Origin of the sequence: Streptomyces sp. NPDC003036 (assembly GCF_040611175.1) — a bacterium.
GTDB lineage: Bacteria > Actinomycetota > Actinomycetes > Streptomycetales > Streptomycetaceae > Streptomyces.
The window spans coordinates 22,598-44,671 of record NZ_JBEXNO010000037.1; the positions used below are offsets into that span (position 1 = coordinate 22,598).

Sequence of the window (22,074 nt, forward strand, 5' to 3'; positions counted from 1 at the left end):
CCGCCTACCCCCGTACTCCGAAGACCAGGGTTCTCGTCCCCCAGAAGCGCACGCCCGTGGCGAGAACCATGCCGACGCCGAGACCGGAGACGGTGTCGGCGAGCGGGGAGGTCAGCCCGAGGCCGTGGCGCGAGACGCCGAGGCAGGCCAACTGCACCGCGGCACCGGCGAGGTTGACGCCGAAGAACACCCCGTACCGGCGCAGGTGGAAGGCCTCGCGGCGGTACGTGCCGAGGGCGTTGCCCAGGTAGGCGACGGTGCAGCCGGCGAGGAAGGAGAGCGCCTTCGCGGCCGGCGGGTCGAGGGCCGTCCGGCGCAGCAGGAGGAAGACGGCGAGGTCGGCCGCGTACGCGACGGCGCCGACGCCGAGGAAGCCCAGGACCTCCCTCCTCGTCGTCCGCGTCGTCGTCCGCTTCAAAGGTCGGCGACCGCCATCCCGTACATCGCCGTCCATACGAGGCCGATGACGGCGAGGGGCCGGTCGCGCAGGACGACGTCCTCGGGCGCGCCGGCCGCGCCGCGGTCGGCGAAGACGGCGTAGCGGAGGACGGCGAGGATGAAGGCGATCATCGACAGCTGGCGCCAGGTGCCGCTGTTCTCCAGGGCCCACAGGCAGTAGCCGAGCACGGCCACCCCGGCGGCGAGCTGCCAGACGAAGCGGAGGTAGCCGGTGGTGTACTCGGTGAGCAGCGCGCGCGTGGTGCCGTTCCGGCCCGCCATCTGCACGGCTTCCGAGTACCGCTTGGCCGACACCATGAAGAGGGCGCCGAAGGCGGTGGTGATGAGGAACCAGCGGGAGAGCGGGATGGAGAGTGCGACGCCGCCGATCATGGCGCGCATGACGAAGCCGGTGGTGACGACGGCGAGATCGACGACGAGGACGTGCTTGAGGCGCAGGCAGTAGGCGAGCTGCATGAGCAGGTAGGCGGCGAGGAGCGCGGCCGTCATGGCGTTGCACAGCACGGCCCCGGCGAGGACCGCGCCGGCCGCGAGCGCGCCGCCCGCCGTGTACGCCACCGGTACGGGCACCTCGCCCGCGGCGACGGGACGGCGGCACTTGACGGGATGCGCGCGGTCGGCGTCGGCGTCGCGGGCGTCGTTGACGAGGTAGACGCCCGAGGCGGTGGCCGTGAACAGCAGGAACACCACGCCCAGCTGGAGCGCGGTGTGCCGCGAGACGAGCTCGCCCGCGGCCGCGGGGGCCGCGACGACGAGGACGTTCTTCACCCACTGCCGCGGGCGCGCCGCGCGCAGCACCCCGAGCCCCACGGTGCGGAGCGTGGGCTGCCGCACCGGGCGGGGGGCCGTCGCGCGCGGCCAGGGCGGGTCGGCGGCGCCGTGGGCCGTGCGGGGCGGGGGCGGGGCGGGGGGTGTCAGTCCGCTGCGGGCCTCACGCATCGCGCACCGCCCTCCCGCTGCTCGCCCGCCCGTCTCTCGCCCAGCCCGCGCCCGCGAGCCCCGTCGCCGCGCCGAGCAGCGCGCCCGCCGCCACGTCCGTCGGGTAGTGGACGCCCACCACCAGGCGGGACAGGCACATCGCGGCGGCCAGCGGCGCGGTCACGCGGCCGGCGCGGGGGCGGAGGGCGGCGAAGAGGAACGCCGCGGCGGTGGCGGAGGCGGCGTGGGAGCTGGGGAAGGAGTGCCTCCCGGCGGTGCGGACCAGCGCGGGCGCGTCGCTCGGGCGCGGCCGGCGCACCACCCGCTTGGCCCCCATGCTCACGACGTGCGCCGCGCCGACGAGCGCGGTGGCCCGCAGCCACGCCGTGCGCCGTTCCCGGTCGGCCGCCGCGCCCGCGAGCCCGGCCGCGAGCCACAGCGCCGCGTGCTCGCCGCCGGCCGACAGCGCCCGCGCGGCCACCGCCACGCCGGGCCTGCGGCGGCCCGCGCCGCGTGCGGCGGCGAGCAGCCGGTGGTCGACGTATCGCATCTGCCACCCCTTTCTGCACCCCTCTGCATCAGAGGCGACTGTCGCCCGCCGGGCGTCTCATCGCACGGACATCTTTCCTGACACTCGTTTAATCACCCATTTCGGGGAGTGTGGTGATACACAGCGCATCACGCGCCAAATCATCGGAAAGCCACATGGAACGGCTTACGGTCGCCCCATGCCCAGCGAGTCCGCCACCGAGTCCAGGCCCGAGCCCCTCACCGGCTGGGGCCGCACCGCCCCCACCGTCGCCCGCGTCGTACGCCCCCGCACGTACGGCGAGGCCGCCGCCGCCGTCCGTGACTGCGGCGTCCGCGGGTCCATCGCCCGCGGTCTGGGCCGGGCCTACGGCGACGCCGCGCAGAACGCGGGCGGCGCCGTCCTCGACATGACCGCGCTCAACCGCGTCCGCTCGCTCGACGCCGACGCGGGCGTCGTCGTCTGCGACGCGGGGGTCAGCCTCCACCACCTGATGGACGTGCTGCTCCCGCTCGGCTGGTTCGTCCCCGTCACCCCCGGCACCCGCCAGGTCACGGTCGGCGGAGCCGTCGCCGCCGACATCCACGGCAAGAACCACCACGTCTCCGGCTCCTTCACCCACCACGTACGCGCCCTCGAACTCCTCACCGCCGACGGCGAGATCCGTACCGTGCCGCCCGGCACCGACCTGTTCGACGCCACCGCCGGCGGCATGGGCCTCACCGGCGTGATCCTCTCCGCCACCCTCCGGCTGCTCCCCGTCGAGACGTCCCTGATGTCCGTCGACACCGAGCGCGCCCGCGACCTCGACGACCTCATGGCCCGCCTGGCCGCGACCGACCACCGCTACCGCTACTCCGTCGCCTGGATCGACCTCCTCGCGCGCGGCGCCGCCACCGGCCGCGCCGTCCTCACGCGGGGCGACCACGCCCCGTACGACGCCCTCCCGGCCCGCGCGCGGCGCCGTCCGCTCGCCTTCCGCACCGGGCAGCTGCCCCCGCCGCCGCACCTGCCCTTCCGCGACGGGCTGCTGGGCCGCTCCGGCGTCCGCGCCTTCAACGAGCTCTGGTACCGCAAGGCGCCGCGTCGCCCCCGCACCGGACAGCTCCAGCCGATCCCGGCCTTCTTCCACCCGCTCGACGGCGTGCCGCACTGGAACCGGGTCTACGGCCGCGCCGGCTTCGTCCAGTACCAGTTCGTCGTCCCGTACGGCCGCGAGGACGCCCTGCGCCGCGTCGTGCACCGGATCGCGCGCCGCCGCTGCCCCTCCTTCCTCGCCGTGCTGAAGCGCTTCGGCGAAGCCGGTACCGGCTGGCTGTCCTTCCCGATGCCGGGGTGGACGCTGGCGCTGGACATCCCGGCGGGGCTGCCGGGCCTGAGCGTGTTCCTCGACGAGCTCGACGAGGAGGTGGCGGAGGCGGGCGGCCGGGTCTACCTCGCCAAGGACTCCCGGATGCGTCCGGACGCGCTGCGCGCCATGTACCCCCGGCTGCCCGACTTCCTCGCGCTGCGGGCTCGCCTGGACCCGCACGCGGTCTTCACCTCGGACCTCGCCCGCCGCCTCGGCATGTAACTCGGCATGAAGGAGTACGTCGCCATGAAGGACGCCTTCGGCGCCCCCCAGTCCCTGCTCCTCCTCGGCGGTACGTCGGAGATCGCCCTCGCCACCGCCCGCCGCCTGATCGCCGGACGCACCCGCGCGGTGTGGCTCGCCGGGCGCCCCTCCCCCGCCCTGGAGGCGGCCGCCGCGTCGCTGCGGGAGCTCGGGGCCGTGGCGCACACCGTGCCGTTCGACGCCCTCGACACCGCCTCGCACGAGGAGACGCTCGGCAAGGTCTTCGCGGAGGGCGACGTCGACATGGTGCTGCTCGCCTTCGGCGTGCTGGGCGACCAGGCCCACGACGAGGTCGCGCCGACGGCCGCCGCGCAGGTCGCCCAGACCAACTACACCGGGGGTGTGTCCTCCGCCCTGACCTGCGCGAACGCCCTGCGCGCGCAGGGCCACGGCTCGCTCGTCGTGCTCTCCTCGGTGGCCGCCGAGCGGGCCCGCCGCGCCAACTTCGTCTACGGCTCCAGCAAGGCGGGCCTCGACGCCTTCGCCCAGGGCCTGGGCGACGCCCTGCACGGTACGGGCGTGCACGTCATGGTGGTCCGGCCCGGTTTCGTCCGCACCAGGATGACGGCCGGGCTCGCCGAGCCGCCGCTCGCGACGACCCCGGAGGCGGTCGCGTACGCCATCGAGCAGGGGCTGCGGCGGGACGCGGAGACGGTGTGGGTGCCGGGCGCGCTGCGCGCGGTCATGTCGGTCCTGCGGCACCTGCCGCGGCCGGTCTTCCGCCGGCTGCCGTTCTAGGCCTCTTAAGGCCGGGTGAGGTCAGCCGCGCGAGGCGGCCGGCTCGTCGACCGGTGAGCCCTGCGCGGGAACGCCGCCCTTGGACGGGCGGCCGGCGCCGAACTCGTACGCGTGCAGCTGCCGCCACACCCCGTCCGCGCCCTGTTCGTAGAGCGCGAAGGAGCCGACGGTCCACTCCGCCTCGAAGCCGGCGAGCTCGTCGTACGCCCGGTCCATCGCCTCGTCGGGGATGCCGTGCGCCACGGTGACGTGCGGGTGGTACGGGAACGCCAGCTCGCGCGCGAGCGGCCCGGCCGGGTCCCGGACCTGCTGCTGGAGCCAGGAGCACGCCGACGCGCCCTCCACGACCTGGACGAAGACGACCGGCGACAGCGGCCGGAACGTGCCCGTGCCGCTGAGGCGCATCGGGAAGGAGCGGCCGGCCGCCGCGACGGCGGCGAGGTGCGCCCGGACCTCGGGCAGCCGCGCCGCGTCGACCTCGGTCGGGGGCAGGAGCGTGACGTGGGTGGGGATGCCGTGCGCGGCGGGATCCCCGAAGCCCGCGCGCCGCTCCTGGAGCAGGCTGCCGTAGGGCTCCGGGACCGCGATCGAAACGCCGAGCGTTACGGTCCCCACGTCGTTCTCCTCACTCCTCGGTTCAGTCGTCCGGTGCGATGCGGCGCGTGCGCTGCGGTGCGGGTGCAGCGCCAGTGTGGCGGCTGCACCCGCCGCGTGGCCAGAGCCGTCGGGCCGCGGCGCGGGCCCGCTCGGTTCCGCTAGTGCTTGGCGGGCAGGAAGCCCATCCGGTCGTACGTCCGCGCCAGCGTCTCGCCGGCGACGGTCCGCGCCTTCTCCGCGCCCTTGGCCAGGATCGAGTCCAGCGTCTCCGGGTCGTCCAGGTATTCCTGCGTACGGGCCCGGAAGGGCGTGACGAAGTCCACGACGACGTCGGCGAGGTCCGTCTTCAGCGCGCCGTACAGCTTGCCCTCGTACGACCGCTCCAGGTCGGCGACGGAGGTGCCGGTGAGGGTGGACATGATGGTCAGGAGGTTGCTGACGCCCGGCTTCTCCTCCGGGTCGAAGCGGATCACGGTGTCGGTGTCCGTGACCGCGCTCCTCACCTTCTTCGCCGTCGTCTTCGGCTCGTCGAGCAGATTGATCAGGCCCTTCGGGGTGGACGCCGACTTGCTCATCTTGGCGGTCGGGTCCTGGAGGTCGTAGATCTTCGCCGTTTCCTTCAGGATGTACGGCGCCGGGATGGTGAACGTCTCACCGAAGCGGGCATTGAACCGCTCGGCGAGGTCCCGGGTCAGCTCGATGTGCTGGCGCTGGTCCTCGCCGACCGGCACCTCGTTGGCCTGGTAGAGCAGGATGTCCGCGACCTGGAGGATCGGGTACGTGAACAGGCCCACCGTGGCGCGGTCGGCGCCCTGCTTGGCGGCCTTGTCCTTGAACTGCGTCATCCGGCCGGCCTCGCCGAAGCCGGTGAGGCAGTTCATGACCCAGCCGAGCTGGGCGTGCTCGGGAACGTGGCTCTGGACGAAGAGCGTGCAGCGCTCCGGGTCGAGACCGGCCGCGAGAAGCTGGGCGGCGGCGAGCCGGGTGTTGGCGCGCAGCTCGGCGGGGTCCTGCGGGACGGTGATCGCGTGCAGGTCGACGACCATGTAGAAGGCGTCGTGGGACTCCTGCAGCGCGACCCACTGGCGGACCGCGCCGAGGTAGTTGCCGAGGTGGAACGAGCCGGCGGTGGGCTGGATTCCGGAGAGCACACGAGGACGTTGCGAGGCCATGCCCCTCATTCTCGCAGGTGCCACCGACAGCCGGTGAACGGATCCCGCCCGCCCTCTGCGACGAAGAACACAGGGAGCGGGCGGGCCGGCGGGCGGGTACGGGTCAGACCGGAAGGCCCGGGGCGGGGTGGGCGGCCATCAGGTCGGCGACCTCGGCGCGGATCTTGGCCAGGGAGTCCTCGTCCCCGGTCCGTGCCGCGGTGACGCCCCGGTCGATCCAGTCGGCGACGGCCGCCATGTGGTCGGTGCCCAGACCGCGCGAGGTCAGGGACGGGGTGCCGATGCGGATGCCGGAGGGGTCGAAGGGCTTGCGCGGGTCGTAGGGGACGGTGTTGTAGTTCACGACGATCCCCGCCCGGTCGAGGGCCTTCGCGGCGACCTTGCCCGGTACGTCCTTGGGGGTGAGGTCCATCAGGATCAGGTGGTTGTCGGTGCCGCCGGAGACGAGGTCGAAGCCGCGCGCGAGCAGCTCGGCGGCGAGGGCCTGGGCGTTGGCGACGACCGCGTGGGCGTAGTCCCGGAAGGACGGCTGGGCGGCCTCGTGGAGGGCGACGGCGATGGCCGCGGTGGTCTGGTTGTGGGGGCCGCCCTGGAGGCCCGGGAAGACCGCCTTGTCGATGGCCTTGGCGTGCTCCTCGCGGGACATCAGCATCGCGCCGCGCGGCCCGCGCAGGGTCTTGTGCGTGGTCGTGGAGATGACGTCCGCGTGCGGCACGGGCGAGGGGTGGGCGCCGCCCGCGATCAGGCCCGCGATGTGCGCGACGTCGGCGACGAGCACGGAGCCCGCCTCCCGGGCGATCTCCGCGAAGGCGGCGAAGTCGATGGTCCGGGGCAGCGCGGTGCCGCCACAGAAGATGATCTTCGGCCGCTCCGCGAGGGCGAGGTCGCGCACCTGGTCGAAGTCGATGAGCCCGGTGTCCTGGCGTACGCCGTACTGCACGCCGCGGAACCAGGTGCCGGTCGCGGAGACGCCCCACCCGTGGGTGAGGTGGCCGCCCATCGGGAGGGCCATGCCCATCACGGTGTCGCCCGGCTGGGCGAAGGCCAGGTACACGGCGAGGTTGGCCGGGGAGCCGGAGTACGGCTGGACGTTGGCGTGGTCGACGCCGAAGAGGGCCTTGGCGCGGCCGACGGCGAGCCGTTCGACCTGGTCGATGTTCTGCTGGCCCTCGTAGTAGCGGCGCCCGGCGTAGCCCTCGCTGTACTTGTTCTGCAGGACGGTGCCGGAGGCCTCCAGCACCGCCTCGGAGACGTAGTTCTCGCTGGGGATCAGGCGCAGGGTCTCGGCCTGCAGCCGCTCCTCGGCACCGACGAGCGCGGCCAGTTCGGGATCGGCGGCGGAAAGGGCCGGGTGGTGCGGGGGAAGGGAAACGTCGGTCATGGCGTCCTCCAAGGGGCCGGCAGCACTCACATCCAACGAGGTCCCCAGGCGGGCGGCACCTCGAGCGGTCTGCCGCGCACGACTTCCCCGGGGTCGCTTCCCCGTACGCCAGTCGCCGTGCGTACGGCCCACCTTAGCGGGCGCGTCGCACGGAGGTTTCCCGGTCCACATCGCGAGCGACGATAGAGAGGGGTGCACCCAGGCACCCGGCCGCAGGACGAACGGAGATCCCGTGTCGAGAACGCAAGACGTGATCGCTTCCGCGGAGGCGCGCAGCGCGCACAACTACCACCCGTTGCCCGTCGTCATCGCCTCGGCGGAGGGGGCGTGGATGACGGACGTCGAGGGGCGCCGCTTCCTCGACATGCTCGCCGGTTACTCGGCGCTCAACTTCGGCCATGGCAACCGGCGGCTGATCGAGGCCGCCAAGGCCCAGCTGGAGCGGGTGACGCTGACTTCCCGCGCCTTCCACCACGACCGGTTCGCCGACTTCTGCGCGCAGCTGGCCGACCTGTGCGGCATGGAGATGGTCCTGCCGATGAACACGGGCGCCGAGGCGATCGAGACCGCCGTGAAGACCGCCCGCAAGTGGGGCTACCGCGTCAAGGGCGTCCCCGACGGCACGGCCAAGATCATCGTGGCGGCGGACAACTTCCACGGCCGGACGACCACGATCGTCAGCTTCTCGACCGACCCGGAGGCGCGCGCGGACTACGGCCCGTACACGCCGGGGTTCGAGATCGTGCCGTACGGCGACGCCACCGCGCTCCAGGAGGCGATGACCGACAACACCGTGGCCGTGCTCCTGGAGCCGATCCAGGGCGAGGCCGGGGTGCTGGTGCCGCCGCCCGGCTACCTGGCCCGGGTCCGGGAGCTGACCCGGGAGCGGAACGTGCTGTTCATCGCGGACGAGATCCAGTCGGGCCTCGGGCGCACGGGCCGGACGTTCGCCTGCGAGCACGAGGGCGTGGTGCCCGACATGTACGTGCTCGGCAAGGCGCTCGGCGGCGGCGTGGTGCCGGTGTCGGCGGTGGTGTCGAGCGCGGCGGTGCTCGGGGTGCACCGGCCGGGCGAGCACGGCTCGACGTTCGGCGGCAACCCGCTGGCGTGCGCCGTGGCGCTGGAGGTGATCGCGATGCTGCGCACCGGCGAGTACCAGCAGCGGGCGGCCGAGCTGGGCGACCACCTCCACCACGAGCTGGGGCTGCTGGTGGGCGGTGGCGCCGTGGAGGCCGTGCGCGGGCGGGGCCTGTGGGCGGGCGTCGACATCGTGCCGAGCCTGGGCACCGGCCGGCAGATCTCCGAGAGGCTGATGGAGCGCGGGGTGCTGGTGAAGGACACCCACGGGTCGACGATCCGGATCGCCCCGCCGCTGGTGATCGGCAAGGAGGACCTGGACTGGGCGCTGGAGCAGCTGCGTGCCGTCCTGAAGGCGGGCCCTACAGGATGACGTGCGGCAGGAAGCGGGCGTACTCGTCCGTGACCAGCCCGGACGACTCCCGGATGCCGAGACCCGCAGCCTCGTCCTCGACGACCCACGCGCCGAGCACGACGCGGTTCCCGTCGAAGTCGGGCAGCGGGGCCAGCTCCTGGTAGCAGCACGGCTCCTCGCGGATGACGGCATCGGCGCCGGGTTCGTGGATCGTGACCCCGGCGCCCTCCCGGCCGAGCAGCGGCTTGGCGACGTAACCGGGTCCGGAGGGGCCGGCCAGTTCGCGGGGGCCGTCGAGGTAGGCGGGGAGCAGGTTCGGGTGGCCGGGGTACAGCTCCCACAGGATCGCCAGCAGCGCCTTGTTGGAGAGGAGCATCTTCCAGGCGGGCTCGATCCAGCAGGTGGTGCCGGTGCCGCCGCCGTTGTCGAGGGTGTCGATGACGTGCCGGCCGAAGGGGTCGGTGGTCAGCCACTCCCACGGGTAGAGCTTGAAGCAGCTGCGGATGAAGCGCAGCCGGTCGTCCACGAAGCGGCCGGAGAGCCGGTCCCAGCCGATCTGCTCGACCGACAGCGCCTCGGTGTCGAGCCCGGCCTGCTGGGCCGTCTCGCGCAGGTACGCGACGGTCATCAGGTCCTCGCCGAGCTCGTCGCCGTCCGAGTGCACGAAGTGGACCGGGCCCGGCGGCAGCAGGGCGGCCTGCCGCTTCCAGGCGTCGACGAGCCGCTCGTGGAGGGAGTTCCACTGGTCGGCGCCGGGGAAGCGGTCCTCCATCCAGAACCACTGGGGGCTGGCCGCCTCCACGAGGGAGGTGGGCGTGTCGGCGTTGTACTCCAGCATCTTGGCCGGGCCCGTACCGTCGTAGCGCAGGTCGAACCGCCCGTAGAGGGAGGGGAGTTCGGCGCGGCGGCGCCAGGACTCGGCGACGAGCCCGGCGAGGCGCGGGTTGGTGATCCCGAGGTCGGCGAACCGGTCGTGCTCCACGATGTGGGCGGCCGCCGCGAGGCACATGGCGTGCAGCTCCTCGACGACCTCCTCCAGCGCCTCCACCTCGGGCAGCGAGAAGACGTAGTACGCGCTCTCGTCCCAGTACGGGCGCAGGGAGCCGTCGGGGAAGCGGGTGAGGGGATAGACGAGCCCCTGCTCCTCGACCGTCCGCTGCCAGTCGGGGCGCGGCTCGATGGTGAAACGCTGCATCGCGTGACCTCGTCCCCGGGCTCAGCCGCCGCCGGAGCCCGACGAGGAGCAGCCGAAGCCGCCGCGCTCGACGGCCGACTTGTCGAAGCTGCCGCCGGAGACCTTGCCCTTGTCGACGGTGCCGCCGTAGTAGTACTGGCCGCGGGGCGTACTGGTGCTCTCGCACTCGTAACTGGGGAGCTTCTCGCGCGTGACCGGGTCGACGCAGCGCTTGTCCGGCTCGGAGCCGCAGGACGTCAGCGTCGCCGCGAGCACCCCCATACCGCCGAGCACGACCGTGCTCGACCTCAGCCTGCGCATGCGCCCACCCTCCCGTTACTCACCAACACGACCATGGACGGCACAGATTAGAGGTCCGGCGCGCGACCCGGGAGGGCGGGTCCGGGAACGGCGCTCAGGGCAGTACCCGGCACAGCGCGTCCAGTGCGCCGGCCCACGCGCTGTCGGTCGGCGTCCCGTACCCGACGACCAGCCCGTCCCGGGTCCGCTGGACGTGCGGGTTCCGGAATCCGTCGAGGCCCTGGAGGGCGAGGCCCTGCCAGGCGGCGGCCTGGACGACGGAGCGTTCGGTGCCGGGCGGCAGTTCGAGGACGGCGTGGAGCCCGGCGGCGATGCCGCTGACCTCGATGTGCGGGGCCCGTTCGGCGAGCGCCGCCACCAGCTGGTCGCGCCGCCGCCGGTAGCGCAGCCGCATGGACCGTACGTGCCGGTCGTACGCGCCCGAGGAGACGAACTCCGCGAGCGTGAGCTGGTCCAGCGCGCCGGACGCCCAGTCGACGGGGCCCTTCGCCTCCGCGACCTCGCCCGCCAGCGCTTCGGGCAGCACCATCCACGCGAGCCGCAGGCCCGGCGTCAGCGACTTGCTCGCCGTGCCGAAGTACACCACCCGCTCCGGGTCCAGGCCCTGGAGGGCGCCGACCGGCTGCCGGTCGTAGCGGAACTCGCCGTCGTAGTCGTCCTCCAGGATCAGCGCACCGGCGCGCCGCGCCCAGTCGACGGCCGCCGCGCGCCGCTCGGGCGGCAGGGCGCCGCCCAGCGGGAACTGGTGGGCCGGCGTGATGAGCACCGCGCCCTGGGCGCCCAACGCGTCCGTGCGGGTGCCCTGTTCGTCGAGGGGCAGCGCGGTGGTGCGCAGCCCGGCGTCGGCGAGGATGTTCCAGTGGACGTCGAGGCCGTACGACTCGACGGCGACGTCCCGTACGCGGCGTGCGCGCAGCACCTTGGCCATCAGCATCAGCCCGTGGACGAAGCCGGAGCAGATCACGATCCGGTCGGGGTGGGCGTGGACGCCGCGCGCCCGGGCGAGGTAGTCGGCGAGGACGGTGCGCAGCTCGATCCGGCCGCGCGGGTCGCCGTAGCCGAAGGCGTCGTGCGGGGCGGCCGTCAGCGCGCGGCGCGCCGCCTTGAGCCACTCGCCGCGCGGGAAGGAGCCGAGGTCGGGTACGCCGGGGTGGAGGTTGTGGAGGGCGCCGCGCCGGGGCCGGACCCGTGCGGACGCGGCCACCGCGGGGGCGGCCTGCCGGGGCCGGGCCCGTGGGGCGGCGCGGCGGGCGACACGCGTGCCGGAGCCCTGGCGGGCGGTCAGCCAGCCCTCGGCGACGAGCTCGGCGTACGCGTCGGCGACCGTGTTGCGGGCGACGCCCAGGTCGGCGGCGAGTGAACGGGACGACGGCAGCCGGGTGCCGGGGGCGAGCCGCCCGGTGCGTACGGCCTCGCGCAGGGCGTCCATGAGTCCGGCGCGCAGCCGGGGACCGCGCAGCTCAAGGTGCAGGTCGGCACCGACGGTGACACGGGCGGCTACCGCCGCATTGGCCCAGGGATCCGTCATGGAAATGGACCATAGCGCCGTGCCATCCGGCCCGTACGGTCGGAGCCATGACGACGGACAACGCCATCGAGGCCAACCACGCCGACCACGGTCAGGGCCACGCTCCCGAACACACCCCCCGCCTCGACTGGGCCACGCACGCGCCCGAGGTCTACAAGGCCATGACCAGGCTGGACGCGGCGAGCCGCCGGGGTCTCGACCCGCTCCTCCTCGAACTGGTCAAGATCCGCGCCTCGCAGCTCAACCGCTGCGCGCTCTGCCTCGACATGCACACCAAGGACGCGCTGGCGGCGGGTGAGTCGGTGGAGCGGATCGTCCAGCTCAGCGCCTGGGAGGAGTCGCGGCACTTCTACACCGAGAAGGAGCTGGCCGCGCTCGAACTGACCGAGGCGGTCACGGTCCTGACGGACGGCTTCGTACCGGACGAGGTGTACGAGAAGGCCGCGCTCCACTTCAAGGAGGCCGAACTGGCGCAGCTCATCGCGGCGATCACGGTCATCAACGCCTGGAACCGCTTCGGCGTGGCCACCCGCCAGGTCCCGGGCCACTACACCCCGGGGCAGTTCAACCACTGAGGGGGCGGCCTGGGCGCGATACGGGCCGGCCGGCTCACCGGCCGCCCGAGACCCGCAGGACCGTGCCGGTGGTGTACGAGGCGTCGGGCGACAGCAGCCAGGCGACGGCGGCGGCGACCTCGGAGGCTTCGCCGGGCCGGCCGAGGGGGATCGCGGCGGCGGCCTTGGCCGGGCGGTCGGGGTCGCCCATGGCGGCGTGCATGTCGGTGTCGATGATTCCGGGGGCGACCGCGTTGACCCGGATGCCGGCCGGGCCCAGTTCCTTGGAGAGGCCGACGGTCAGGGCGTCGGTGGCGGCCTTGGTGGCGGCGTAGTGGACGTAGTCGCCGGGGCTGCCGAGCGTCGCGGCGGCCGACGAGATGTTGACGATGGCGCCGCCGGACCGCCCGGGCGCCGCCATCTCGCGGGCGGCTCTGCGGCAGCACAGCAGGTAGCCGAGGAGGTTCACCTCGACGACCCGCCGCAGGTCCTCGGTGCGGGCGTCGGCGAGCCGGCCCAGCGGGCCCGTCACGCCCGCGTTGTTCACCAGGCCGGTGACCGGGCCGAGCTCGGCCGCCGCGGTGTCGAAGAGCCGCTCCACGTCCGCCTCGGCGGAGGTGTCGGCCCGTACGGTGACGCACCGCGCCCCGGCCGCGCGCGCGGCGGCCGCGGTCCGCTCGGCGGCGCCGGCGTCGCGGACGTACCCCAGGACGAGGTCGTGTCCGTCGCGGGCCAGCCGGACGCAGGTGGCCGCGCCGATGCCCCGGCTGCCGCCGGTGACGACCGTGACCGGACGTGCCACGCGCCCCTCCCAAGATCGCTTGCGTGAGCCCGACATTAGCACCGCACCATTTGCCCGATTAACCTAGTTTCGTGGACTCGTATCCGACCCGTGGTGGTGGAGTACGCGGCGCAGTACGCGCCGAGATCCTCGCCTCCTGGGAGCGATCGCAGTCGCTGGGCATCGCCACCGAGGGCGTGGCGCTGCCCGTCGAGAGCGACCTGGACCCCGACTCGAGGCTGGTCAGGGCCGCCGCGCCGGTGCTGGAGGGACTGTGCCGCCGGTTCGCGGGCCTGCCGGTCACGGTGGTGCTGGCCGACGCCCGGGCGAACATCGTGGAGCGGTGGGGCGACCCGGTCGGCCTGGAGCTCATGAACGAGGCGTCCCTGATCACGGGCGCCAACGTCGACGAGCGCTTCATGGGCACCAGCAGCGTCAGCATGGTCCTGAGCACCCGGTCACCGTTCGTGGTCGTCGGCCACGAGCACTTCCTGCACAACCTCAAGAACCTGACCTGCATGGCCGCCCCGGTGTTCGACCCCGTGGGCGGTACGGTCCAGGGCGCCGTCAACGTCTCCGTCCCCGAGGAGCTCGCCGAGCCGGGCATGGCCGTCCTGCTCCAGGACGCCACCGACCGCATCGCCGAGCGGCTGCTGGAGCTCGGCTCCGCGAAGGAGCGCGAGCTCGTGCGCTCCTTCCTCCGGGACCGCCAGCGCGGCGCGCACGCCCGCCTCGACGTGCACTCCGGCGAGCTGGCCGGACCCGGCGGTGAGGCGCCCCGGCTGGCCCGGCGGGAGCGGCTCGCCCTGCTGGAGGCCGCGGTCCAGCTGATCTCCTCGAACGACGAGTCCTTCGCCGAGGTCACCCTGGCGGGCGGCCGCGTCGCCGCGCTGCGCCGCAGGTCGCTGCGGCACGGCGACGCGGAGGGCGCGGCGGTCGAGGTCAGCTTCCTGCCCGACGTACGGCGTACGTCCCTGCCGACGGTGACGACTGCGAGGTCGATGACGACCGCCACCCCCTCAGCCGCCACGAGCTTGGCGACCGCCCCCGACGGGCGGGAGGTGCCACTGCTCCACCGGCCGCCCGCCCCCGCCGGTCCTCCGGAACCACAGGAGCGGCACGAGCCGCAGGAACCACAAGAACCACAGGAACCGCAGGAACCGGCGGGCAGCCGCCCCGACGCGTGGCTCCTGCTGGTGGGCGAACCGGGCGTCGGCCGCCTCGCCGCCGAGGCCCGCCGGCGGCTGGGCCTCCTGAACGAAGCCGGCGTACGCGTCGGCACCACGCTCGACATGCGGCGCACCGCCGAGGAGCTGGCCGAGATCGCGGTACCGCGCTTCGCCGACCTCGTCGTGGTGGATCTCGTCGACAGCGTCCTGGCGGGCGAGGAGCCGCCACCGGGCCCGCTGGCCCCGGGGGCCGGGCTGTCCCGGACCGCCGCCTGGACGGCCGAGGACGCCGCCGAGGGCACCGGCGCCGCGGGCCACGCCCCCGCGCGGGGCGTCGGCCGGCCCGTCCACTACGCGCCCGGCACCCCGCAGGCCCGCTGCCTCGGCACCGGGCAGCCGGTCGCCGACTCGGTGCCGGCCGCGGCCGCGGCGGCCTCCTCCGTGGGCGGCGCCCACCCCGTCGAGCTTCTCGGCGAGGGCGTGCACTCCTACCTGGGCGCGCCGCTGTGCGCCCGGGGCGCCATCCTCGGGCTCGCGGGCTTCTACCGCCGCGGCCGGGACAGGCCGTACGAAGAGGACGACCTCACCCTGGCGGGCGAGCTCGCGGCGCGCGCCGCGATCAGCGTGGACAACGCGCGCCGCTTCAGCCGGGAGCGCAACGCCTCCCTCACCCTCCAGCGCAGCCTGCTCCCCCGCGACCTGCCCCGGCTGACCGCCGCCGAGCTCGCCTTCCGGTACCTGCCCGCCGACGTCGGCACCGGCGTCGGGGTGGGCGGGGACTGGTTCGACGCGATCCCGCTGTCCGGGATGCGCGTGGCCCTGGTCGTCGGGGACGTCGCCGGGCACGGCCTCCAGGCGGCGGCCACCATGGGCCGCCTGCGTACCGCCGTCCGCACCCTGGCCGGACTGGACCTGCCGCCCGAGGAGGTCCTGGCCCACCTGGACGAACTGATCGGCCGCTCCTCCGAGACGCCGTCGGACACGCCGCCCGGCTCCAGCCCGGTGGAGGAGGTGGACCCCGCCATGGCGGCGACCTGCCTGTACGCGGTGTACGACCCGGTGACCTGCCGCTGTACGGCCGCCCGGGCCGGGCATCCGCCGCCCGCCGTGGTCGCGCCGGACGGCACGGCACGCCTGATCGACCTCCCGGCCGGCCCGCCGCTCGGACTCGGCGGACTCCAGCCGTACGAGTCCGCCTCCGTCGACCTCGCCCCGGACAGCCTCCTGGCGCTGTACACCGACGGCCTGCTCAAGGAGGAGCGCGGCCACGAGATCTCCGACGCGCGCACGAGCCGGCTGCTGGCCGCGCTGAGCGACGAGGGGCCGAGGTCGCTGGACCGGACGTGCGACCGGATCACGGAGACCGTGCTGCCCGGCGGGCCGCGCGACGACGTGGCGCTGCTGCTGGCCCGCGTCCACGCCCTCCCGGAGGACCGGGTGGCCTGCTGGGAGCTGCCCGCCGACCCCTCCGTGGTGGCCGAGGCCCGGTCGCTCGTACGCCGCAAGCTCATCGACTGGGACCTCGCGCACCTGGAGTTCACCACGGGACTGGTGGTGAGCGAGCTGGTGACCAACGCCGTGCGCTACGGCGGCAAGGGGCCGGTGGCGCTGCGGCTGCTGCGTGACGGGACGCTGATCTGCGAGGTGTCCGACCACAGCAACTCCTCCCCGCGCATCCGGCGCGCCGCCACCACCGAGGAGGGCGGGCGGGGCTTGTTCCTGGTGGCGCAGTTCACCAAGAGCTGGGGCGCCCGCTACATGCCGCAGGGAAAGACGGTGTGGGCGGAGCAGGTCGCGCACACCGAACGCCGGCTGCCGGAGGCGGACGAGCATGCGCTGCTGGACATGTTCGACGACCTGGGCTGAGCCCCGGGCGGGCCCCGGCGCCACCCCCGCCACCGGCGGCACCGGGAGGGCGCCGTGACCGCGGACCCCGGCGCGGACCTCGACGCGGCCCTCGGCGAGACCATGCGCCGTACCGGCGCGTCCATCGGCGCCTTCTACCTGCTGCTCCCGGAGGAGCAGGTGCTGCGGCTGGTCGTGGTCGGCGGTGTGCCCGGTGAGCTGGCCGGGCCGTGGACGCGGGTCGCGACAGCCGCACCGGCGCCCGTGGCGGACGCGGTCCGGGAAAACCGCTTCGTCTGGGTCGGCGGGCAGGAGGAGATGACCCGTACGTATCCGCGTACCGCGGTGGCCCTGCCGTACCCGCTCGCGCTGGCCGCCGTGCCGGTCGCCGGTGACCGCTGCTGGGGTGCGCTGCTGCTGATGTGGCCCGGGGACCACCCGCCGCGCACGACCCGGCGCGAACGCGGCCACATCACCTCCAGCAGCCGCCGGCTGGCCCGGTTGCTCGACGAGGCCGCGCACGCGGGCCGCCCGGTGACGGCGCCCGAGAAGCCGCGCGTCCTGCCCGCCGACTCCTCGGTCCGGCCGGCTGCGCCTGCGGCCACGGAACCGGGGGCAGCGCATCCGGCGGCTCCCCGACCGGCTGCGGCGCAACCCGCGTTCGCCGCCGCCGACTTCGCCGCCGCCGACTTCGCGGAGCGGCTGCCGGAGGGCTGCTGCGGGCTGGATCTCCAGGGGCGCGTCACGTTCCTGACCGCCAGGGGCGCCGAGCTGCTCGGGCGCGGCACCGAGAGCCTGCTGGGCACCATGCCGTGGCACTCGCTGCCGTGGCTCGACGACCCGGTGTACGAGGACCGCTACCGCGCGGCGGTCCTGAGCCGCCGGCCCGTGTCGTTCACCGCCTGCCGTCCGCCCGACCAGTGGCTGGACTTCCGGCTGTACCCGGACGCGAGCGGCATCAGCGTACGCATCACCCCGTCGAGCACCGGGCCCCGCCCGGCGGCGGGCCCCACGCCCGACGCCACACCGGGGCGGGAGCCCGACCCGGACGCGGACCAGCCGCTTCCGGCGGTGGCACCGGCGCGGGCGGGGCAGCTGTACCAGCTGTTGCACCTGGCGGCCGCGCTGACCGAGGCCGTCGGGGTGCAGGACGTGGTGGACAAGGTCGCCGACCAGATCATGCCGGCCTTCGGGGCCCACGGCCTGGTGCTGTCCACCGCCGACTCCGGGCGGCTGCGGATCACCGGCTCGCGCGGGTATCCGCAACACGTCATCGACCGCCTCGACGGCCTCCCCCTCGACACGCGCCTCACCCCGGCGGGGCGCGCCCTCGCCACCGGGGTGCCGTCGTTCTTCACGCACCCCGACGAGATGGCGCGCATCTACCCGGAGGCGCCGCTCATCAGCGGCAAGCAGGCGTGGGCGTTCCTGCCGCTGATCATCTCCGGTCGCCCGGTCGGCATCTGCGTCCTCACGTACGACCACCCGAGGCCCTTCCCCGCCGAGGAGCGCGCCGTCCTGACCTCGCTCGCGGGGCTGATCGCGCAGGCGCTGGACCGGGCGCGGCTGTACGACGCCAAGCACCAGCTCGCCCACGGCCTCCAGCAGGCACTGCTGCCCCACACCCTGCCCGCCGTGACGGGCCTGAGCGTCGCCGCCCGCTACCTGCCCGCCACACGGGGCATGGACATCGGCGGCGACTTCTACGACCTGATCCGCCTCGACGCCACGACGGCGGCGGCCGTCATCGGCGACGTCCAGGGCCACAACGTCTCCGCCGCCGCGCTCATGGGCCAGGTCCGTACGGCCGTCCACACCCACGCGACCGCCGGTGCGGCACCCGACGAGGTGCTGGCGCGCACCAACCGCCTGCTCCTCGACCTCGACCCGGGCCTCTTCACCACCTGCCTGTACGCGCACCTCGACCTGGGCAACCGCCGCGCCCGCCTGGTCAGCGCGGGCCACCCGCCGCCGCTGCTGCGCCACCCGGACGGCCCCGCCCACCCCCTGGACGTCCCGCCGGGCCCGGTCCTCGGGGTCGCCCCGGACGCCACGTACCCGGTGACGGACATCCCGCTCCGCTCCGGCACCCTGCTGGCCCTCTACACGGACGGCCTGGTCGAAACGGCCGGTACGGACATCGAGGACGCCATCGTCGAGGTCGCGGCCCACCTCGACGAACGGCCCGCGGACGAGGATCTCGAGCGGGTCCTGGCCGCCCTGCTCCACCACGCCCGGCCCACGCACCACCGCACCGACGACATCGCGCTGATGCTGCTGCGGGCGACGGGCGCGTAAAGGGGGGCGGGAGCGTAAAGGGGGGCGGGGCTCCGGCGGTCACGCCGGAGCCCCGTTAGGGGTGCGGATCAGCTGGTCGGGAAGGAGTCGGGGGTGCTGATCCGGCTCTTGAGCAGCGCACCGGACTCGGTCAGGACAGCGCTGCTGCTGTAGTCGGTGCCGTTGCAGGTGCCGGGCTTGAAGGCGGCACTGCCCTCGTTGGCGTCGGAGTAGGTCCAGTTCGCGTAGCCGATCTTGTGCTGGTCGAGCAGGTCCAGCCAGGCCTTGCTGCTGGCCTGGTCCACCGCTCCGCCGCCGGTGTAGGTGACCGTGCCGAACTCGGTCACGAACAGCGGCAGCTTCGAGGCCGCCCGGCTCACGGTGGCGCGGTAGTTGTCCTGGTGGCTCGCGGCGTAGAAGTGGAACGCGTACATGATGTTGGTGGCGTTGACCGGGTTGTTGATGATCTCGGTCTCGTTGGAGCCGTCCGAGACGCCCAGCGAGGACCAGCCGCGGGTGCCGACGATGACGACGGCGTCGGGGTCGGCGGCCCGGATCACCGGGATGACCTGCTCGGCGTAGCTCTTGATGGCCGCCCAGCTCACGCCGTTGGGCTCGTTGGCGATCTCGTAGATCACGTTCTTCTTGCCGGCGTTGCGGGCGGCGACGGACGCGAAGAACGTCTTCGCACGCTCGATGTTGTAGTTGGGGTCACCCGGCGTCAGGGTGTGGAAGTCGATCATGGCGTACATGCCGCGCGCCTCGGCCATGTCGACGAGGCTGTTGACGCGGGCGGTGAAGCCCGCCGGGTCGGTCTCGTAACCGCCCTCCTGCACGTACATGGCGATGCGGAACAGGTCCGACTTCCAGTCCTTCGCCAGCGCGTCCAGGGACGCGTTGTTGTAGCACTTACTGAACCACTGGATGCCGTGCGTGCTCATGCCGCGCAGCTGGATGGGGCGGTTGTACTGGTTGCAGAGGTTCACACCGCACACGTGCAGCTGTCCGTTGATGCTCACGGGGGTGCCGGTGCCCGGGTTGGGGTTGGGGTCGGGCGGGGGTTCCTCACCGCCGACGGAGCCCGTGCAGGCTACGCCGTTGAGCGTGAAGGCCGTGGGCTTGGGGTTGGCGCCCGTGAACGAGCCGGTGAAGCCCAGGTCGGCGGCCGCGCCGGTGGCCAGGGTGCGGTTCCAGTCGACCCCGGCGGCGCTGACCGTGGAACCGGACTGCGACCAGGTGGCGTTCCAGCCCTGGACGACCTTCTGCCCGGCGTCCGGCAGGGTGAACTTGAGCGTCCATCCGGTGATGGGGGAGCCCAGGTTGGTCACCTTCACCCCGGCCTGGAAGCCGCCCTGCCACTGGTTGGTGATCGTGTAGTCGACCTTGCACCCGGTGGCCGCGGCGGCCGGGGGGCTCGCCAGTGCGGTGAGGCCCAGAGCCGTCGCGCAGGTGGCGAGTAAGGCCACAAAGCGTTTCATCGCGTTCTCCTCGTGCGAAGCGGATACGAGCACGATGGGAGCGCTCCCAAAACCCATCGGCCCGGACGGTACACCGGTGCGGCGATGCGCGTATAGGCATTCGACGGGGGATTCGACAGCGATTCGACGGCGATTCGACTGGGGCCCGGCGGCCGGTCGGGCCCCTTCCGTAGAATCGGGGCCATGGGCAACTTCTCCTGAACGACAGGGTCTTACGCGGCCATTGGCCCGGTGCAGCTGCCGGGCTCCGTCAGCGTGCCCGCACGCTCAGCTCAGCTCAGCTCAGGAGAAGCCGACCCCATGAAGTCCCTCCACTCCGCCCACTCCGCCTCCCCCGCCCTGGACGACTGCATCGCCCGGCTGCGGCGGCTCGCCCAGGCCGAACCCCGCCTGGACGGCGTCCTGCTCTACGGTTCCTGGACCGTGGGCGAGGCCGACGCCCACTCCGACATCGAGGCGTACCTCTACGTCCAGGACGAGCACGTCGACACCTTCGACGGCACGGCCTGGCGACCTGGCCTCGGAGGCGGCGGACCGCTGGGGGGGTGACAGGCGCCTCGGCGCACCGCGATAATTGGAACTACCCCGGCAAGGCTGCACCTCGGTAATGCATGTGCTGAGGCGGCACACGATGCGGCCGCGGCCGGTGCCATGCGCCCTCCCGGTCCACCACCCTTGGGCCAGACGGCAGACGAAGTCGAGGTCGTCGGCAACGGCGACGCTCGCCGCTTGATGCTCGGCGGCCCGGGCCAACAGCTCCCCGGCATCAGCGGCCAGGATGCCCGGCAAGGGTGCGACCCAGCGCTGCCAGTCGTCGCCATCGGGGCCCATGCGAGCAGGATCGCACTCAGCCATCTGCTCCCCCACAGCGCTCCGCGCAGCGCCGCACCGGCGACATCGCACCGACAGTCGCCGACGGACAACACGACGGCCCGCCCGAACCGTCAAGGTTCCGGCGGGCCGACCTGCCTGGGGTCAGCAGTGCGGAGCGTAGTAGCGCCACCTGTCCCCGGAGCCGGGCGTGCCGTTGCCCAGGGAATTGACGTACACGGCGGACGCGTAGCCGTAGACGCCGGTGGCGGCGTTCCGTCCACGCACCCACACCGTGCTGCCGGACACGTTCGTGCCGTCCGTCCAGCAGTCCACGTAGAAGTTCTGCCCACGCTGCCCCTGACCCACCGCCGTACAGGAGGTGTAGGCGCACGTACGGATGTTCACTCCGTCCCCGAGGAAGAAGCCGGCCGTCGCCGCCTGAGCGGTACCGGCCATCGTCATTCCGCCGAGCATCATCGTGGCGCCGGCGACCACTGTCGCCCGAAGCACGTTTCTCATCTGACTACCCCCGTAGGTCGACTCGTCGACTGACTGAACCCAGACAAACAGGAAGGTCATGATCACGTCAACGGCTAGGGTACGCAGGGCTTTTGGAAGGTGAAGGCGTGCGGCGTGGAGCCGTGGTCGTGGAGGTGCTCCAGCCTGGAAACCCCGTCCTGCCAGGTGGGTATCACGCCGTCGGAGACCCACCAGAACACGTGACTCGGGTGCCCTGTCCTCTCGAACCAGTCGTAACGCCTGTTCAGCGCCTTGCGGTGCAGACCGGTGTAGATGGCGTCGAAGGCGGAGCGCAGGTCGGTCCAGAGTGAGAGGGTCGCGGCCAGGGCGGTGGTTTCCGCCGTACGGCCCTTGCCGTACCAGGCCGGTACGGCGAACTCTCCCCATGCACCCCAGTCCAAGTCGAAGTGTGTGCCCCGTTCACCGTCTGCCGCTTCTGCATGAGCGAGGTACCCGGGGTGCTTGCTGATCTCCGGGTAGATGGCCTCGCCGCTCTCGTGGAGCTCGCGCGTGAGAGGTGCGGGATCGGCGAGAGGTGACTTCAGGACGCCGAATGTGTACAGCGCGAGTTGGGGCATTCGTCTCTCCCTGGTGGGGTGCCTGGTGGGGGTCCGCTTCGGTCGCTTACGCATGGACGCGAGAGCTCATGGGGCGTGGACAACTCATCCCTGTCGCGGATGGCTCAGTCCGAAAGAACTCCTGTGCGACCGTGGGCGATCGCCGAAGACCAGGTGAAGGTAGCCGCCTCTGCGGGCCCTGTCGAAGTTGCGTTTT

General features: G+C 73.3%; 19 protein-coding genes and 1 pseudogene. 7 read left to right on the plus strand and 13 right to left on the minus strand.

Going from position 1 to position 22,074, the window contains the following annotated elements:
- Positions 1–4: 4 nt before the first annotated feature.
- From ABZX67_RS24955 to ABZX67_RS24965, 3 genes are read right to left on the minus strand one after another with little or no spacing between them, the layout of a single operon-like run.
- Positions 5–418 (minus strand): GtrA family protein, encoded by a 414-nt coding sequence (locus tag ABZX67_RS24955; protein ID WP_355363844.1) that lies wholly within the window; start codon positions 416–418, stop codon positions 5–7.
- Positions 415–1,398, minus strand: a complete 984-nt coding sequence (locus tag ABZX67_RS24960; protein ID WP_355363847.1) for a decaprenyl-phosphate phosphoribosyltransferase — start codon at positions 1,396–1,398, stop codon at positions 415–417. The genes ABZX67_RS24955 and ABZX67_RS24960 overlap by 4 nt, the downstream gene beginning before the upstream one ends.
- Positions 1,391–1,927 carry a phosphatase PAP2 family protein gene (locus tag ABZX67_RS24965; protein ID WP_355363850.1) on the minus strand — a complete coding sequence of 179 codons (537 nt, stop codon included), beginning with the start codon at positions 1,925–1,927 and terminating at the stop codon, positions 1,391–1,393. Before ABZX67_RS24965 ends, ABZX67_RS24960 begins: the two co-directional genes overlap by 8 nt.
- Before the next feature lie 178 nt (positions 1,928–2,105).
- Between ABZX67_RS24965 and ABZX67_RS24970 the strand changes: the two genes are divergently transcribed.
- Together ABZX67_RS24970 and ABZX67_RS24975 are read left to right on the plus strand one after the other, a co-directional pair.
- Complete coding sequence (locus ABZX67_RS24970; protein WP_355363853.1) at positions 2,106–3,479, plus strand: FAD-binding oxidoreductase; 1,374 nt, start codon at positions 2,106–2,108, stop codon at positions 3,477–3,479.
- Positions 3,480–3,503: 24 nt separating this feature from the next.
- Complete coding sequence (locus tag ABZX67_RS24975; protein ID WP_355363991.1) at positions 3,504–4,259, plus strand: decaprenylphospho-beta-D-erythro-pentofuranosid-2-ulose 2-reductase; 756 nt, start codon at positions 3,504–3,506, stop codon at positions 4,257–4,259.
- A 21-nt stretch (positions 4,260–4,280) separates the two neighbouring features.
- Here the strand turns inward: ABZX67_RS24975 and ABZX67_RS24980 are convergent, their stop codons facing one another.
- The 3 genes from ABZX67_RS24980 to glyA all read right to left on the minus strand — a co-directional run bounded on the left by ABZX67_RS24980 (position 4,281) and on the right by glyA (position 7,409).
- A complete protein-coding gene (locus ABZX67_RS24980) occupies positions 4,281–4,874 on the minus strand; it encodes a 2'-5' RNA ligase family protein (protein ID WP_355363856.1) in 594 nt (197 codons plus the stop codon).
- Between the two features lie 140 nt (positions 4,875–5,014).
- Positions 5,015–6,028 (minus strand): tryptophan--tRNA ligase, encoded by a 1,014-nt coding sequence (gene trpS, locus ABZX67_RS24985; protein WP_355363859.1) that lies wholly within the window; start codon positions 6,026–6,028, stop codon positions 5,015–5,017.
- 103 nt (positions 6,029–6,131) lie between these two features.
- Positions 6,132–7,409, minus strand: a complete 1,278-nt coding sequence (gene glyA, locus ABZX67_RS24990; protein WP_355363862.1) for a serine hydroxymethyltransferase — start codon at positions 7,407–7,409, stop codon at positions 6,132–6,134.
- Between the two features lie 232 nt (positions 7,410–7,641).
- Between glyA and rocD the strand changes: the two genes are divergently transcribed.
- Positions 7,642–8,859 (plus strand): ornithine--oxo-acid transaminase, encoded by a 1,218-nt coding sequence (gene rocD, locus ABZX67_RS24995; RefSeq protein ID WP_355363865.1) that lies wholly within the window; start codon positions 7,642–7,644, stop codon positions 8,857–8,859.
- On the opposite strand, the gene ABZX67_RS25000 is transcribed toward rocD, so the two are convergent.
- The 3 genes from ABZX67_RS25000 to ABZX67_RS25010 form a co-directional block, all read right to left on the minus strand.
- Complete coding sequence (locus ABZX67_RS25000; protein WP_355363868.1) at positions 8,849–10,036, minus strand: glutathionylspermidine synthase family protein; 1,188 nt, start codon at positions 10,034–10,036, stop codon at positions 8,849–8,851. The genes rocD and ABZX67_RS25000 overlap by 11 nt on opposite strands.
- A 21-nt stretch (positions 10,037–10,057) precedes the next feature.
- Positions 10,058–10,336 carry a hypothetical protein gene (locus tag ABZX67_RS25005; RefSeq protein WP_355363871.1) on the minus strand — a complete coding sequence of 93 codons (279 nt, stop codon included), beginning with the start codon at positions 10,334–10,336 and terminating at the stop codon, positions 10,058–10,060.
- A gap of 94 nt (positions 10,337–10,430) precedes the next feature.
- Complete coding sequence (locus tag ABZX67_RS25010; protein WP_355363874.1) at positions 10,431–11,864, minus strand: PLP-dependent aminotransferase family protein; 1,434 nt, start codon at positions 11,862–11,864, stop codon at positions 10,431–10,433.
- A 47-nt stretch (positions 11,865–11,911) separates the two neighbouring features.
- Between ABZX67_RS25010 and ABZX67_RS25015 the strand changes: the two genes are divergently transcribed.
- Positions 11,912–12,439 (plus strand): carboxymuconolactone decarboxylase family protein, encoded by a 528-nt coding sequence (locus ABZX67_RS25015; protein ID WP_355363877.1) that lies wholly within the window; start codon positions 11,912–11,914, stop codon positions 12,437–12,439.
- Between the two features lie 34 nt (positions 12,440–12,473).
- Here ABZX67_RS25015 and ABZX67_RS25020 read toward each other — a convergent pair whose 3' ends face one another.
- Positions 12,474–13,220 carry an SDR family oxidoreductase gene (locus ABZX67_RS25020; RefSeq protein WP_355363880.1) on the minus strand — a complete coding sequence of 249 codons (747 nt, stop codon included), beginning with the start codon at positions 13,218–13,220 and terminating at the stop codon, positions 12,474–12,476.
- A 71-nt stretch (positions 13,221–13,291) separates the two neighbouring features.
- On the opposite strand from ABZX67_RS25020, the gene ABZX67_RS25025 reads away from it, so the two are divergent.
- Both ABZX67_RS25025 and ABZX67_RS25030 read left to right on the plus strand, forming a co-directional pair.
- Positions 13,292–16,234, plus strand: a complete 2,943-nt coding sequence (locus ABZX67_RS25025; RefSeq protein WP_355363883.1) for a SpoIIE family protein phosphatase — start codon at positions 13,292–13,294, stop codon at positions 16,232–16,234.
- A 102-nt stretch (positions 16,235–16,336) separates the two neighbouring features.
- Positions 16,337–18,511, plus strand: coding sequence for a SpoIIE family protein phosphatase (locus ABZX67_RS25030; protein WP_355363994.1), 2,175 nt, complete (start codon positions 16,337–16,339; stop codon positions 18,509–18,511).
- 68 nt (positions 18,512–18,579) lie between these two features.
- On the opposite strand, the gene ABZX67_RS25035 is transcribed toward ABZX67_RS25030, so the two are convergent.
- Positions 18,580–19,968 carry a cellulase family glycosylhydrolase gene (locus ABZX67_RS25035; RefSeq protein WP_355363886.1) on the minus strand — a complete coding sequence of 463 codons (1,389 nt, stop codon included), beginning with the start codon at positions 19,966–19,968 and terminating at the stop codon, positions 18,580–18,582.
- 300 nt (positions 19,969–20,268) lie between these two features.
- Here ABZX67_RS25035 and ABZX67_RS25040 point away from each other — a divergent pair.
- Positions 20,269–20,469, plus strand: a pseudogene (locus ABZX67_RS25040) (nucleotidyltransferase domain-containing protein); the annotation flags it as partial.
- A 474-nt stretch (positions 20,470–20,943) separates the two neighbouring features.
- Here the strand turns inward: ABZX67_RS25040 and ABZX67_RS25045 are convergent.
- The gene (locus ABZX67_RS25045) at positions 20,944–21,300 is read right to left on the minus strand and encodes a hypothetical protein (protein WP_355363889.1); all 357 of its coding nucleotides are present in this window, start codon (positions 21,298–21,300) and stop codon (positions 20,944–20,946) included.
- Between the two features lie 74 nt (positions 21,301–21,374).
- The gene (locus tag ABZX67_RS25050; protein ID WP_355363892.1) at positions 21,375–21,878 is read right to left on the minus strand and encodes a DUF3291 domain-containing protein; all 504 of its coding nucleotides are present in this window, start codon (positions 21,876–21,878) and stop codon (positions 21,375–21,377) included.
- Between the last annotated feature and the right edge of the window lie 196 nt (positions 21,879–22,074).